The 13,035-nt window shown below is 70.9% G+C and carries 12 protein-coding genes and 1 pseudogene; 6 read left to right on the plus strand and 7 right to left on the minus strand.

Annotated elements, in window-relative coordinates; genetic code table 11:
* Positions 1-93: 93 nt before the first annotated feature.
* Positions 94-507 (plus strand): DUF937 domain-containing protein, encoded by a 414-nt coding sequence (locus OG975_RS17365; protein ID WP_406330170.1) that lies wholly within the window; start codon positions 94-96, stop codon positions 505-507.
* Positions 508-561: 54 nt separating this feature from the next.
* Here the strand turns inward: OG975_RS17365 and OG975_RS17370 are convergent, their stop codons facing one another.
* From OG975_RS17370 to OG975_RS17380, 3 genes are read right to left on the minus strand one after another with little or no spacing between them, the layout of a single operon-like run.
* The gene (locus tag OG975_RS17370; protein WP_406330172.1) at positions 562-1,395 is read right to left on the minus strand and encodes a sugar phosphate isomerase/epimerase family protein; all 834 of its coding nucleotides are present in this window, start codon (positions 1,393-1,395) and stop codon (positions 562-564) included.
* A complete protein-coding gene (locus tag OG975_RS17375; RefSeq protein WP_406330173.1) occupies positions 1,392-2,561 on the minus strand; it encodes a dihydrodipicolinate synthase family protein in 1,170 nt (389 codons plus the stop codon). Before OG975_RS17375 ends, OG975_RS17370 begins: the two co-directional genes overlap by 4 nt.
* Positions 2,558-3,709, minus strand: a complete 1,152-nt coding sequence (locus tag OG975_RS17380; protein WP_406330174.1) for a Gfo/Idh/MocA family protein — start codon at positions 3,707-3,709, stop codon at positions 2,558-2,560. The genes OG975_RS17375 and OG975_RS17380 overlap by 4 nt, the downstream gene beginning before the upstream one ends.
* Before the next feature lie 300 nt (positions 3,710-4,009).
* Here OG975_RS17380 and OG975_RS17385 point away from each other — a divergent pair, with 300 nt between their 5' ends.
* Positions 4,010-5,059 carry a LacI family DNA-binding transcriptional regulator gene (locus OG975_RS17385; protein ID WP_406330176.1) on the plus strand — a complete coding sequence of 350 codons (1,050 nt, stop codon included), beginning with the start codon at positions 4,010-4,012 and terminating at the stop codon, positions 5,057-5,059.
* A gap of 476 nt (positions 5,060-5,535) precedes the next feature.
* A complete protein-coding gene (locus OG975_RS17390) occupies positions 5,536-6,468 on the plus strand; it encodes a GNAT family N-acetyltransferase (RefSeq protein WP_406330177.1) in 933 nt (310 codons plus the stop codon).
* A gap of 99 nt (positions 6,469-6,567) precedes the next feature.
* Here the strand turns inward: OG975_RS17390 and OG975_RS17395 are convergent.
* Positions 6,568-8,199, minus strand: a pseudogene (locus tag OG975_RS17395) (IS200/IS605 family accessory protein TnpB-related protein).
* 169 nt (positions 8,200-8,368) lie between these two features.
* On the minus strand, positions 8,369-8,698 hold the full coding sequence (locus tag OG975_RS17400) for a hypothetical protein (protein ID WP_406330178.1): 330 nt from the start codon (positions 8,696-8,698) through the stop codon (positions 8,369-8,371).
* Positions 8,699-8,816: 118 nt separating this feature from the next.
* Between OG975_RS17400 and OG975_RS17405 the strand changes: the two genes are divergently transcribed.
* Complete coding sequence (locus tag OG975_RS17405; RefSeq protein ID WP_406330179.1) at positions 8,817-9,617, plus strand: sugar phosphate isomerase/epimerase family protein; 801 nt, start codon at positions 8,817-8,819, stop codon at positions 9,615-9,617.
* 220 nt (positions 9,618-9,837) lie between these two features.
* On the plus strand, positions 9,838-10,755 hold the full coding sequence (locus OG975_RS17410; RefSeq protein ID WP_406330181.1) for an MHYT domain-containing protein: 918 nt from the start codon (positions 9,838-9,840) through the stop codon (positions 10,753-10,755).
* A 3-nt stretch (positions 10,756-10,758) separates the two neighbouring features.
* Here the strand turns inward: OG975_RS17410 and OG975_RS17415 are convergent, their stop codons facing one another.
* Positions 10,759-11,391, minus strand: coding sequence for an alpha/beta hydrolase (locus OG975_RS17415; RefSeq protein ID WP_406330182.1), 633 nt, complete (start codon positions 11,389-11,391; stop codon positions 10,759-10,761).
* A gap of 50 nt (positions 11,392-11,441) precedes the next feature.
* On the opposite strand from OG975_RS17415, the gene OG975_RS17420 reads away from it, so the two are divergent.
* Positions 11,442-12,377, plus strand: coding sequence for a LysR family transcriptional regulator (locus OG975_RS17420; RefSeq protein ID WP_406330184.1), 936 nt, complete (start codon positions 11,442-11,444; stop codon positions 12,375-12,377).
* Here the strand turns inward: OG975_RS17420 and OG975_RS17425 are convergent.
* Positions 12,370-13,020: a GNAT family N-acetyltransferase gene (locus OG975_RS17425; RefSeq protein WP_406330185.1), complete on the minus strand. Its 651-nt coding sequence runs from the start codon at positions 13,018-13,020 to the stop codon at positions 12,370-12,372. The genes OG975_RS17420 and OG975_RS17425 overlap by 8 nt on opposite strands.
* Between the last annotated feature and the right edge of the window lie 15 nt (positions 13,021-13,035).

The following is a 13,035-nucleotide window of genomic DNA, read 5'->3' on the forward strand; positions in this document are numbered from 1 at the left end:
AAGTACGACCCGCGAGGTACGGGAAGGGTTGCACGGTCTCTTCAAGTTTTTTTCGGCGTGCCGACGAACCGGGGCAGACGTAGCGTTTCAGTCATGAGCGAAGGCAACGGCGAAGGCAGCGGCGAAGATTCCGGTACGTCCCTTGAGGCCGACGTCCTCCAGGAACTCGGCGACGACAAGGTCGAGGAGATCGCGACGCTGCTGGGCACGGACAGCGGCGCCGCCCGGGAGATGGTCGGCACGACGGTGTCGACGCTGTCCGGCGAGGCCGAGAACGCCCCGCCCGCTCAGGAGGAGGCCCCGCTCCAGGGCGTGGCCACCCTGGGCGGCCTGGCGGGCGGCGGCCTGATGGCCGGGGTGCTCGCCAAGGCCGCGGGACCGGTCGCGAAAGCCGTCGCCAAGAAGACGGGACTGCCGCCCGCGACCGTCTCCCGGGTCGTCGAGATGCTGATTCCGGTACTGCTGACGGTCCTGACGAAGCGGGCGGCACGCGGCACCCGGAAGTGAGCGGCATCGGAAGTAAGCGGCGCCGCTCGCGACGTGCTCGTGCCACCCCCGGACCTACTGGATCACGTGTTCCACGAACCGTGCCGCCGTCTCCGCCAGCACCTCGCGCCCGTCCCGCGCCCACAGCCCGTCGTTGAACAGCTCGACCTCGATGGGACCGGTGTAGCCGGCCGCCTCGACGTACGCCTTCCACTCGCGCATGTCGATCGAGCCGTCGCCGATCTGGCCGCGGCCGTTGAGGACGCCCTCGGGCAACGGGGTGGTCCAGTCGGCGAGTTGGAAGGTGTGGATCCGGCCGGCGGCGCCCGCGCGGGCGATCTGGGCGGGGGCCGTGTCGTCCCACCAGATGTGGTACGTGTCCACCGTGACGCCGACCTGGTGCGCGGGGAAGCGTTCCGCGAGGTCGAGGGCCTGGGCGAGGGTCGACACCACGCAGCGGTCGGCGGCGTACATGGGGTGGAGCGGTTCGATGGCCAGCTTGACCCCCCGCTCCTCCGCGTACGGGCCGAGCTCCCCCAACGCGTCGGCGATCCGCTCCCGGGCGCCGTGCAGGTCCTTCGAACCGGTGGGCAGACCGCCGGAGACCAGGACCAGCGTGTCCGTGCCGAGCGTGGCCGCCTCGTCGATCGCCAGGCGGTTGTCGGCGAGGGCCGCCGCCCGCTCGGCCGGGTCGATGGCCGTGAGGAAGCCGCCCCGGCACAACGTTGTCACCGTCAGACCCGCGTCGCGGACCAGCTTGGCCGTCGCCTCGACGCCGTACGACTGGACGGGCTCACGCCAGAGGCCCACGCCGGGGACGCCCAACTCCAGGCAGTTGTCGACCAGTTCGGGCATCGACAGCTGCTTCACCGTCATCTGGTTGATGCTGAAACGCGCGAGAGACGTCACCGGTTCACTCCGTACTGGTCCACTCCGTACAGCGACAGCAGGTTCTTCATACGGGACTCCGCGAGCTCCGGTTTCGGGAACAGGCCCAGGGTGTCGGCCAGTTCGTAGGCGCGCGCGAAGTGCGGGAGCGAGCGCGCCGACTGGAGGCCGCCGACCATGGTGAAGTGCTCCTGGTGGCCGGCCAGCCAGGCCAGGAAGACCACGCCCGTCTTGTAGAAGCGGGTGGGCGGCTGGAAGAGGTGGCGGGACAACTCGACCGTGGGGTCGAGGAGTTCGCGGAAGCCCTTCACATCGCCGGTGTCCAGGACGCGCACCGCCTGCGCCGCCAGCGGACCCAGCGGGTCGAAGATGCCGAGCAGCGCGTGGCTGAAGCCCTGCTCGTCGCCCGCGATCAGCTCGGGGTAGTTGAAGTCGTCGCCCGTGTAGCAGCGAACGCCTACGGGAAGGCGGCGGCGGAGGTCGACCTCCCGCTGGGCGTCCAGCAGCGAGACCTTGATGCCGTCGACCTTGTCGGGGTGCGCGGCGATGACCTCCAGGAACACCTCGGTCGCCGCGTCCAGGTCGGACGAGCCCCAGTAGCCCTCAAGGGCCGGGTCGAACATCGGGCCCAGCCAGTGCAGGATCACGGGGTCGGACGACTGGCGGAGGAGGTGGCCGTAGACGTCGAGGTAGTCCTCGGGGCCGGACGCGGCCGCCGTCAGCGCGCGCGAGGCCATCAGGATCGCCTGGGCGCCCGACTCCTCGACGAGGGCGAGCTGCTCCTCGTACGCGGCCCGGACCTCGGCCAGGGACGCCGGGCCGGTGAGCTGGTCCGTGCCGACGCCGCACGCGATGCGGCCGCCGACCGCCTTGGCCTCGGCGGCCGAGCGTCGGATCAGCTCCGCCGCGCCCGCCCAGTCCAGGCCCATCCCGCGCTGTGCGGTGTCCATCGCCTCGGCGACGCCGAGCCCGTGGGACCACAGATGGCGGCGGAAGGCGAGGGTCGCGTCCCAGTCGACGGCGGCGGGCGAGTCCGGCGAGACGTCCGCGTACGGGTCGGCGACGACATGCGCGGCCGAGAAGACCGTACGGGAGGTGAAGGGGGCTCCGGTGGCGAGGGCGAGGGGGGTGGCGCGTGGCTCGTACGCCCTCAACCGGCCGTCTTCTGCTGGCAGTTGGATGGTCACAGGGAGATCTCCGGTACGTCGAGACGGCGGCCCTCCGCCGAGGACTTCAGGCCCAGTTCGGCGAGCTGGACGCCGCGGGCGCCGGCCAGGAGGTCCCAGTGGTAGGGCGCGTCGGCGTAGACGTGCCGCAGGAACAGCTCCCACTGGGCCTTGAAGCCGTTGTCGAACTCGGCGTTGTCGGGGATCTCCTGCCACTGGTCACGGAAGGAGTAGGTGGCCGGGATGTCGGGGTTCCAGACCGGCTTGGGGGTCGAACTACGGTGCTGGACACGGCAGTTGCGCAGCCCGGCCACCGCCGAGCCCTCCGTGCCGTCCACCTGGAACTCGACCAGCTCGTCGCGGTTGACGCGCACCGCCCAGGAGGAGTTGATCTGGGCGATGGCGCCGCCCTCCAGCTCGAAGACGCCGTACGCGGCGTCGTCGGCCGTGGCGTCGTAGGGCTTGTCCTGCTCGTCCCAGCGCTGCGGGATGTGGGTGGCGGTGAGCGCCTGGACGGTGGTGACCCGGCCGAACAGCTCGTGCAGGACGTACTCCCAGTGCGGGAACATGTCGACGACGATGCCGCCGCCGTCCTCGGCGCGGTAGTTCCAGGAGGGGCGCTGGGCCTGCTGCCAGTCGCCCTCGAAGACCCAGTAGCCGAACTCCCCGCGGATGGAGAGGATCCGCCCGAAGAAGCCGCCGTCGATGAGCCGCTTGAGCTTCAGCAGCCCCGGCAGGAAGAGCTTGTCCTGGACGACGCCGTGCTTGATCCCGGCGGCGTGCGCGAGGCGGGCCAGCTCCAGGGCGCCGTCGAGGCCGGTCGCGGTCGGCTTCTCGGTGTAGATGTGCTTGCCCGCGGCGATGGCCTTCTTGAGCGCCTCCTCGCGGGCGGAAGTCACCTGCGCGTCGAAGTAGATGTCGACGCTCGGGTCGGCGAGGACCTCGTCCACGTCCGTGGACCAGTGCTCCAGGCCGTGCTGCTCGGCGAGCGCCTTCAGGGCGTGCTCACGGCGGCCGACGAGCACGGGTTCGGGCCACAGCACGGTGCCGTCGCCCAGGTCGAGGCCGCCCTGCTCACGCAGGGCGAGGATCGAGCGGACGAGGTGCTGGCGGTAGCCCATGCGCCCCGTCACGCCGTTCATGGCGATACGCACCGTCTTGCGTGTCACGTCATTCCCTTCGTACACGGGTTCCGCGCCGCGTACGCCCCACTGACGAACTGGTGAGCGTGACAGCAAGCGCTTTCTATCCAGAGAGAAGCTAGCCTCTCTGCAGCGGTCTGGACAAGACCGTGACGAGGTCGAGTTGTTCGAGGGGGCGAACAACGGGGGGTGCTGGCCTTAAGGTCTGCACAGGCCACGGACAGGGAAGCGGTATGCACGACTTACACCCCCGTGTTCGACGAGGCACGACTCGGCTCGACGACGTACGAAGAGGTACGACGAAATGCGCGACCGGAGGACTACGAGATGACGGTGACCCTGGCGGACGTGGCGGCCCGCGCCCAGGTCTCCCCCGCGACGGTGTCGCGCGTGCTGAACGGGAACTATCCCGTGGCCACTTCCACCCGTGAGCGGGTCCTGCGCGCGGTGGACGAGCTGGACTACGTACTGAACGGACCGGCGAGTTCGCTCGCCGCGGCCACCTCCGACCTCGTCGGGATCCTCGTCAACGACATCGCCGACCCCTTCTTCGGGATCATGGCGGCCGCGATCCAGTCGGAGATCGGCGGCCCCGGGGGGCGCGCGGGCGGCGAACGGCTCGGGGTCGTGTGCAACACCGGCGGCTCCCCGGAGCGCGAACTCACCTACCTCACGCTCCTTCAGCGCCAACGCGCCGCCGCGGTCGTCCTCACCGGCGGCGCCGTCGAGGACACCGCGCACGCCACCGCCGTCTCCGCGAAGCTGCGCAAGCTGGCCGAGGCCGGGACCAAGGTCGTCCTGTGCGGCCGGCCGCCCGCGCCCGAGGCCGCCGAGGCGATCGCGCTCACCTTCGACAACCGCGGGGGCGGCCAGCAGCTCACCGAGCATCTGATCGGGCTCGGACACCGGCGGCTCGGCTACATCGCGGGCCCGCAGGAGCGCACGACGACGCGGCACCGTCTCGAAGGCCACCGGGACGCGCTGGCCGCGCACGGCATCGAGGACGATCCGCGATGGACGGTGTACGGCCGCTACGACCGCCGGTCCGGGTACGAGGCGACCCTCGAACTCCTGCGCCGTGACCCGTCGTTGACGGCTGTCGTCGCGGCGAACGACACGGTGGCGCTCGGGGCGTGTGCCGCGCTGCGGGACTCCGGGCTGCGTATCCCGGACGACGTGTCCGTCGCGGGGTTCGACGATCTGCCGTTCAGCATCGATGCGGTGCCCGCGCTGACCACCGTGCGGTTGCCGCTGTCCGAGGCGGGGGCCCGGGCCGGGCGGATCGCCATGGGGCGGGAGGAGCCGCCGCCTGGGGGGATCGCTACGGTGCGGGGGGAGTTGATGGTGCGGGGGTCCTCCGGGGGGCCGCGGTTGTAGGTGGACCGGTGGTTGATCGGGCACCCGGCGTCGATGCGGGGCCCGCTGGGGGCTGCGCCCCCAGACCCCCCCCGGGTTGTGTGTCGTCTGCGGGCCGGTGGGGGCTGGTCGCGCAGTTCCCCGCGCCCCTGAACAACCGCCGGCCCGCCCCAGGTGCTTTTAAGGGGCGCGGGGAACTGCGCGAGCAACCCCCACCGTGCCGCAGCCGACAAACAACCTCACCCCCACCCACCCAAGGGGCGCGGGGAACTGCGCGACAAGCCCCCACTCACCCGCAGCCGACGCACGACCGAACGGGGTCTGGGGCGGAGCCCCAGAAGGATGGGACGGGTAGGGGCGGCGGGGGCGACTCTCGCGGTGCGTGACGAGGGCTAGGCGGTGCGTGGGTGTCCGCTCTATCCTCGGAGCATCGGTATCTCTGACTGAGTCAGCCATAAATCCGAGAACTCCGAGAATCCGGGAATCCGGGGGCGATCATGACGGTCCAGGACATCCGCTCCTTCAACCGCTTCTACACGAATGTCATCGGCGCGCTCGACTACGGCCGTCACCTCTACGCGCCGTACACCCTCACCGAGTCACGCGTCCTGTACGAGCTCGCACACTCCCCGCGCACCGATGCGGTGGACCTGCGCACCGAACTCTCCCTGGACTCCGGGTACTTGAGCCGGATCCTGAACAAGTTCGAGCAGGACGGGCTGGTCGAGCGGGCCCCGTCCGAGCAGGACCCGCGCCGCCGGCGGATCACGCTCACCGCGCGGGGCCGGGACGCCGCCGACCTGCTCGACGAGCGGGCCCGGGAAACCGTCCGGGCGCTGCTCGCCTCCGTGGCCCCGGACGACCGGCAGCGGCTCGCGGAGGCGATGCGCACGGTGCGGACGATCCTGGGCGACGACCGGGTCCCCCGCCGCGAGGACGTCGTGCTGCGCGAGCCGGGGCCCGGTGACCTCGGCTGGATCGTGCAGCGCAACGCCGCGCGGTACGCGGCCGAGTTCGGGTGGAACACCGACTACGAGGGCCTGGTGGCGAGGATCGTCGCCGACTTCGCCGAGGATCACGATCCGCACCTGGAGCGGGTGTGGATCGCCGAGCTCGACGGGCGGCCGGTGGGCTGCGTGATGTGCGTACGGGACGACGCGCCCGGTACCGCCCGGCTCCGGCTTCTCCTCGTCGAGCCGGACGCGCGCGGGCTGCGGATCGGGGACCGGCTCGTCGAGGCCGTCATCGGCTTCGCGCGCGGCGTCGGCTATCGCGAACTGGTCCTGTGGACCAACGACGTCCTCGCCGCCGCCCGCCGCATCTACCAGCGCCACGGCTTCGTCCTCGTCTCCGAGAAACCGCACCGCTCCTTCGGCGTGGACCTCCTCGGCCAGGACTGGCGGCTGGACCTGCACGGCGCCTCCGACTGACCGGAGGCCCAAGGGGGCCAAGGGGGCTGCACAAAAGGCTGGAGACCCCGGCCCACTACACCTCGTGGAGCAGCCAGAGCGACAGCGTCAGTACCGTTCCTAAAGACTGAGCGGGAGTGAGTCCTGTTGCCAGGACCCATGCTCAGTCGAACGCCCCGAACGGTGTTGGGTGTTCTGGTTGCCCGCGTTCGCTCCGCGTCCGGCGTGCACGGATCGTGTCCGTGGTCCGGGGATGCGGGGGCGGGTTCCCTCACGCCCGGGGATGCCCGGTCGGGCCTGGACGGTCCGATGCCCCTGCTCATCGCTCCGGTGAGCAGGGGGCGGTGCCGTCCGTCGCCGGATCGGGTGTCCCTGGGCGCGCCTTCCGATCGCCACGGCGGCTGCGTCGTGGCGGGTGGTCCTGCGGGTGATGCTGGTGAGGGGTTTCTGCCAGTGCTGGGCGCCCCAGCGACTGGTGTAGGCCGGGTCCACGGCGATGACCGTGATACCGGTCTGGTCGGCCATCGAGGTGAGACGGGCGCGGAGCTTGCCCGTGGGCATGCCGGAGATCAGCTGCCGGAACCGCTTCCGACGGCCGTGTTTCTCGCGGGTCTTGTCCGCGCCGAAGTCCAGGTCCTCGACGGCGATGGCTCCCACGCCACAGGTCTTCGCCCAGTGCAGGAGGCGGGTGAGGGCGTGGCGGATCTGTGCGTCGCGGTGATCGCGGGTTCCGGACAGGTCGTAGAAGAAGCGGCGCGGGCTGCCGGTCGGGTTGCCGTGGACATCCAGACGCCAGGCGGCAAGGTGATCGGCGTTCATGTCGACGCCGATCACGCCTCGGGCGAGCGCGGCCTCGAGCGGGATGGTGGGGGTGGGCGGGATCTGCCAGGAGGCGGTCACATACCAGCGGTTGCGGTCCGCATCCAGGTGGATGCGGTAGGCGACGGCCCGGTCGGCCGCGACGCGGTCAGCCCACTCGGTGCCCCGGTGCGCGAACGTGACCCGGCAGGCCAGGACGTATCGTCCGCGCGGGGCGTTGGCCAGCTGCGTGAGGGGTGCGGGGAGTTTGACGCTGACCTCGCCGTCGGGGCTGATGCGGATCGTCTCGTTGCCGTAGCGTTTGCCGGACTCTCCGTCCGCCTGGCAGAACCAGCGCTCGGCCTCCCAGTGCCCGCGCCATGCGGACTCGGTGAGCCCGGCGGATTCCAGGTGGTGGCGGGCACGGGCCAGCCGCTTGCCGCCACGCACGACGTGCACGAGCCCCGCCTCGTGGTCGGCCCGCGCGGCGGCCAGCCGGTCCTCAAGCACCCGCAGCCGCCGCGACTTCGCATGCCACTCCCGCCGCGACCGGTAACCGCCCGGAGCCTGCTTGGTTCCCTTCTGCCCGATCGGCAGGGACAGCCGGTGCGTGAGGGTGCGGACGCCCGCTTCCAGGGACTGGATGTGCGTCAACTGGCTACGCCGGGCCAGTGCCCACTGATCGTGCGACGCCTTCGTGATCGCCCCGGCCCACCGCGACGACGACAGCGGCGTCAGCTCCCGCTTGCGCACCGCCCACGCGCCACTGGAGTGCTCCAGACCTTCCCGGCACCGCGCCTTGAGATCCTTCGAAGCCAGCGCCCCCAGATGCGCGCCCACCAGCCGCAGCACCTTCTCATCCACGGGCGTCAGATGCTTGAGACGGGTACGGATGGCCGCACCACCCGAACGGGACACGACGAACGACTCCGCCACAACCCTCAGCCCACCCACCCCGTCACCCCCGCCCCGACGCCACCCGAAGATCCCGTCACCGCATCCAACGAGCACCACCCGAGAAGGTCACGCATTCGACACACGAACGTCAGTTCCCCAGAAAAAGACGCCACGGCCACACCACGCAAGACGCAACACGACAGAGACCACCGGCACTCACTCCTGCTCACCAGACCACTCTTGAACACACTCCAGTGGCAGCAGCTCCAACCCCCACACCGCGTACGGCGATCAACGCCAGGTTCAGCCGCCGCAGCCGCCCGCCCTCGCCGCCGCCCAGATACAGGGTCCAGCTCACCGCCAGCGACACGGCCACCGTGACGATCAGGGCGGTCGCGGGCGCCAGCATGGACAGATCGTTGCGCCCCCGCCACAGCAGACGGCACCACCACACCACGGACACGGCGCTGACCAGCGACTCGGCCACGGCGACGATCCACCATTCACGCGAACCGAGACCCCATCCCCGTTCCTGGTCCCGGTCCCGCTCCCACACCCGTTTCCGGGCTCCCCCAGGACATCTGCCATGCCGCGGAAGATAATGGCCACAAGCATCCGTCCACGAGCCGAACACAGCGTTTCTCAGGCAATCTTCACCCCGTAAGGTCCGCCCCATGAAGTTCGCCTTCTCCACGCTCGGTGTACCCGGACTCCCGATCCCCGACGTCGTACGCCTCGCCGCCGCGCACGGTTACCACGGCGTCGAACTGCGCGCCCACCCCGAGGAACCGGTGCACCCGGGCCTCGGTCCGGCCGAACGGGCCGACGTGGTGGCGGAGTTCAAGGCGGGCGGCATCGAGGTCCTGGGACTGGCCGGGTACGCGCGCGTCGCGGCGCCGGGCGACGACACACCCGTACTGGACGAGATCCGCGAGCTCCTCGGCCTGGCCCGGGATCTGGGCGCCCCCTTCATCCGCGTCTTCCCGGGCGCCGACCCCGGCCAGGAGTCCGGCGAGGCCGACGCGACGGCGGCCCGCCGACTCGGCACGGCGGCGGAGTACGCCGCCGACCTGGGCGTACGGATCCTGCTGGAGACCCACGACTCACACCGCACCGGCGCCGACGCGATCCGCGTCCTGGGCGCGGTCGGCCACCGCCAGGTGGGCTCACTGTGGGACGTGATGCACACCTGGCTGGGCGGCGAGCAGCCGGCGGAGACGTATGCGGCGCTGTCCCCGTTCCTCGGATACGTCCAGGTCAAGGACATTGCCTCCGCCGAGGACACCACCCCGCTCCCGCTCGGCGCCGGGGTCCTCCCCCTCGCCGAGTGCGTCGAGCTCCTCTCCCGCCGAGGCTGGGACGGCTGGCTGTGCTGGGAGTACGAGAAGCGGTGGTACGAGGCGGCGGCACCGCTGGCCGGGCTGCTGGGCCCAGGTCGCGAGCACCTCTCCCGCCTCCTGAACGACGCCGCCTGACTCCCCTCTCCCCTCTCTCGCTGAATTTCATCGACTCTCGCCGGATTTCACCGTCTGGATTTCACCGTCTGGATTTCACCGGATTTCCCCCACCTGTGCCCGAAATCCTGCCACCGTCATCACAGAGTTAACTCGGACACCGCCCGTAAAGGCTTGCTTACGCAACCTTGACACGAGACCTTTCTCCCTCAAGTAGCCATGACTCGGGGGGAGTTGGCATATGCAGGGCACAGTGGACGGATTCAGATACGGGGCCGTCACACCGGTGGCGGCCTACCTCATCGCCTGTCTGGGAAGCGCTCTGGGGCTGCGCTGCGTCGTCCGGTCCATGCGCAACGAGCTGTCGTGGAAGCCTGGCTGGCTGGCGCTGGGGGCGGCGTCGATCGGATGCGGGATCTGGACGATGCACTTCATCGCCATGGTCGGTTTCCGCGTCGAGGAGACCCGTATCCGCTACGACGTCGGCCTGACGGTGCTGAGCCTCGCCGTCGCGATCGCCGTGGTCGGCGTCGGCGTCTTCGCCGTGGGATACCGGGGTGCCACCGGCGCCACACTGCTCACCGCGGGCACTGTCACCGGTCTCGGCGTCGCCGCCATGCACTACATGGGCATGTCGGCGCTCACGCTGAACGGTTCCATCCGGTACGACCCGGTCACCGTCGCGCTCTCCGTGGTGATCGCGGTCGTCGCCGCGACCGCCGCGCTGTGGGCGGCCGTCTCGATCCGGGGCTTCCTGCCGGCCCTGGGAGCCAGTCTGATCATGGGCGTCGCCGTGACCGGCATGCACTACACCGGCATGGCCGCCGTCGACGTGCACCTCCACGGCAGGCCCGACGGGTCGTTCACCGGCGACTCGCCCACCTCGCTGCTGCTCCCCATGCTCATCGGCCCGTTCATTTTCCTGGTCCTGGCCGGAGTGGTGGTGATGTTCGACCCCCTCCTGGTCCTGGGCGACGGGGACTGGAGCGGCCGGCCCACCCCGCGACAGCGCGCCACCGCCGACCGGGCCGAGCGCCCCGGACCGCACCCCACCGCGCAGTGGGCGGCGCACTCCGACTCGTTCTTCGACCCTTCCGCCAACCGTGTCCGGCACCCCCGCGACCGGCGCGAGGCCGAAGCGCACATCGAGGAATGGTGAGCCTCAGGCCGCCGGCCGAGCCGTGAGCTTCGCCGTCCCGTCCAGGCACCACTCCAGTACGGCGGGCCAGGATCCGTACCCCGCGTCCAGGTCGAGGTGAGCGGCCCCGGGGATGATCTCGGTCGGTACGCCCAGGGGGTCGCCGTAGACGGCGAGGGCACCCTCGGGGCAGTACGGGTCGTCGTCGCCCGCGACCAGGAGGGTGGGGCCGGGCAGCGTGAAGTCCAGTGGGGGCGGGGCGAACGCGGCGATCTCCGGGAGTCGTACGAGTACGGAGGCGGACGGCGGCGCCACGAGCAGCACCCGGTCGACGTCGAGTCCCGGCACGCCCCGCGCGACGGCGTGCAGCCACAGCACGGCGGACGCGCTGTGGGCGAGCACCACGCGCTCCGAGCCGGCGCCCCGCAGCCCGTCGAGGTGCCGGACCAGCTCCGTCAGCCACACCTCCAGGTCCGGGTCGTCCGGGTCCGGCAGCTGCGGATACGTGACGTGATGCCCCAGCTCCGTCAGCCGGTCGGCGAGCCAGTGCTGCCAGTGGGCATCCGGGCGACGGTTCTGCCAGCCGTGGAGGATCAGAAAGTTCTTGGTCGCGTTGGTCATCTCGGTCGTCTCGGTCGTCTCGGTCGTCTTGCTCATGGGGCGATGGTTTCCGATCACCGGGATTCCGGTCCAGTTAATCTTTCCGGGTGGAACCGATAAGCGAGACCTTCACTGTCGATCTGCGTCGCCTGACCGTCCTGCGCGAACTCCAGCGCCGGGGCACTCTGGCGAGGACGGCGGAGGCCCTGCACCTGACCCCGTCGGCGGTCTCCCAGCAGATCGCGGCCCTCGCCCGCGAGGTGGGCGCGCCGCTCACGGAGCGGGACGGCAGGGGCGTACGGCTGACCGGACAGGCACGGGTCCTGCTGGCGCACGCCGATCTGATCGCGGCCCAACTGGAGCGGGCGCGCGCCGACTTGGCGGCGTACGGGGCGGGCGGGCGCGGTTCGGTCACCATCGGCTGCTTCTCCAGCGGGATCCTGGGGCTGCTCCCGGGCGCGATGCGCGCGCTGTCCGCCCGGCTCCCCCACGTGCGCGTGGACGTCGTCGAGGCCGAGCCGCCGGACCTGTTCACCGCGCTCGACGCGGGGCAGGTCGATGTCGCCGTGGCCGTCGACTTCGCCGCCGCGCCGCCGCACACCGACCGGCGCTACACCCGTACCGACCTGTTCACCGATGTCCTGGACCTCGCCGTCCCGGCCGGCCACCGCCTCGCGGGCCGCGAACGGGTCGCCCTGCGGGACCTCGCCACCGACCCCTGGATCGTCGGCGACGCCCGCAGCTGCTGCGGTGCGGTCGCCCGTTCCGTGTGCGCGGCGGCCGGTTTCACACCGGACATCCGGCACGCCGTCAACGACTGGGGAGCACTGGCCGCACTCGTCGAGGCGGGCCAGGGAGTGGCCCTGATCCCACGGCTGGTGCGGCCGTTGTACGCCCACCGCCGCGTGACCCTGCTGACCACGGAGGGGACGCCGCCGTCGCGGAACGTGTTCGTGGCCGTACGGGCGGGGTCCGAGGGGGATCCGGTACTGACCGCCGTACGGGACCAACTGCGCTCCACGGCCGCCGGCTTGATCAGCTGAGAACCGTCGGGTCCGCCCGCACCCCCACGCGCCTCGCCACCCGCTCCTCCAGCTTCTTCCGCTGTTCCGGCCACTCCCCCGCCGTAATCGAATAGATCGCGGAGTCACGGAGGCGGCCGTCCTCGCCCGGTGCCCAGGAGCGGGACCAGTTGCGCAGGACGCCCTCGAAACGCGCGCCCACACTCGCGATCGCCGCACGCGAACGGGCGTTGCGGGCATCGGTCTTCAGGTCCACCCGGGCGACACCCCACTCCTCGAAGGCATGGCGGAAGAGCAGGAGTTTGGCCTCGGCGTTGATGCCCGTGCCCTGGGCGGAGGACGCGAGCCAGGTGAAGCCGACCTCGATGGCGTCGAGTTGATCGTCCGTCCGCCAGAAGCGCGGCTCCCAGAAGGACGTGGCGCCGATCGCTCGTCCCGAGGCGACGGACACCTGGGCGTACGGTGCGAGTTTGCCGGTCGCGGCGCGGGCGAGCTGTGCGTCGACGTACTGCCCGACCTCGTCCGCCCGGGGCACCCAGGTGAACGCGTACGAGCCCCGGTCTTCCTCCGCCGCGGCGGCCAGGTCTTCGGTGTGGCATGGGTCCAGCGGCTCAAGTCGTACGAGCGCGCCTTCCAGGACCGGTCCCTCCAGCTTGAAAGTCACGGCCCGAAGTGTTCC

Origin of the sequence: Streptomyces sp. NBC_00203, from assembly GCF_045206325.1 — a bacterium.
GTDB classification, from domain to species: Bacteria; Actinomycetota; Actinomycetes; order Streptomycetales; family Streptomycetaceae; genus Streptomyces; species Streptomyces lutosisoli.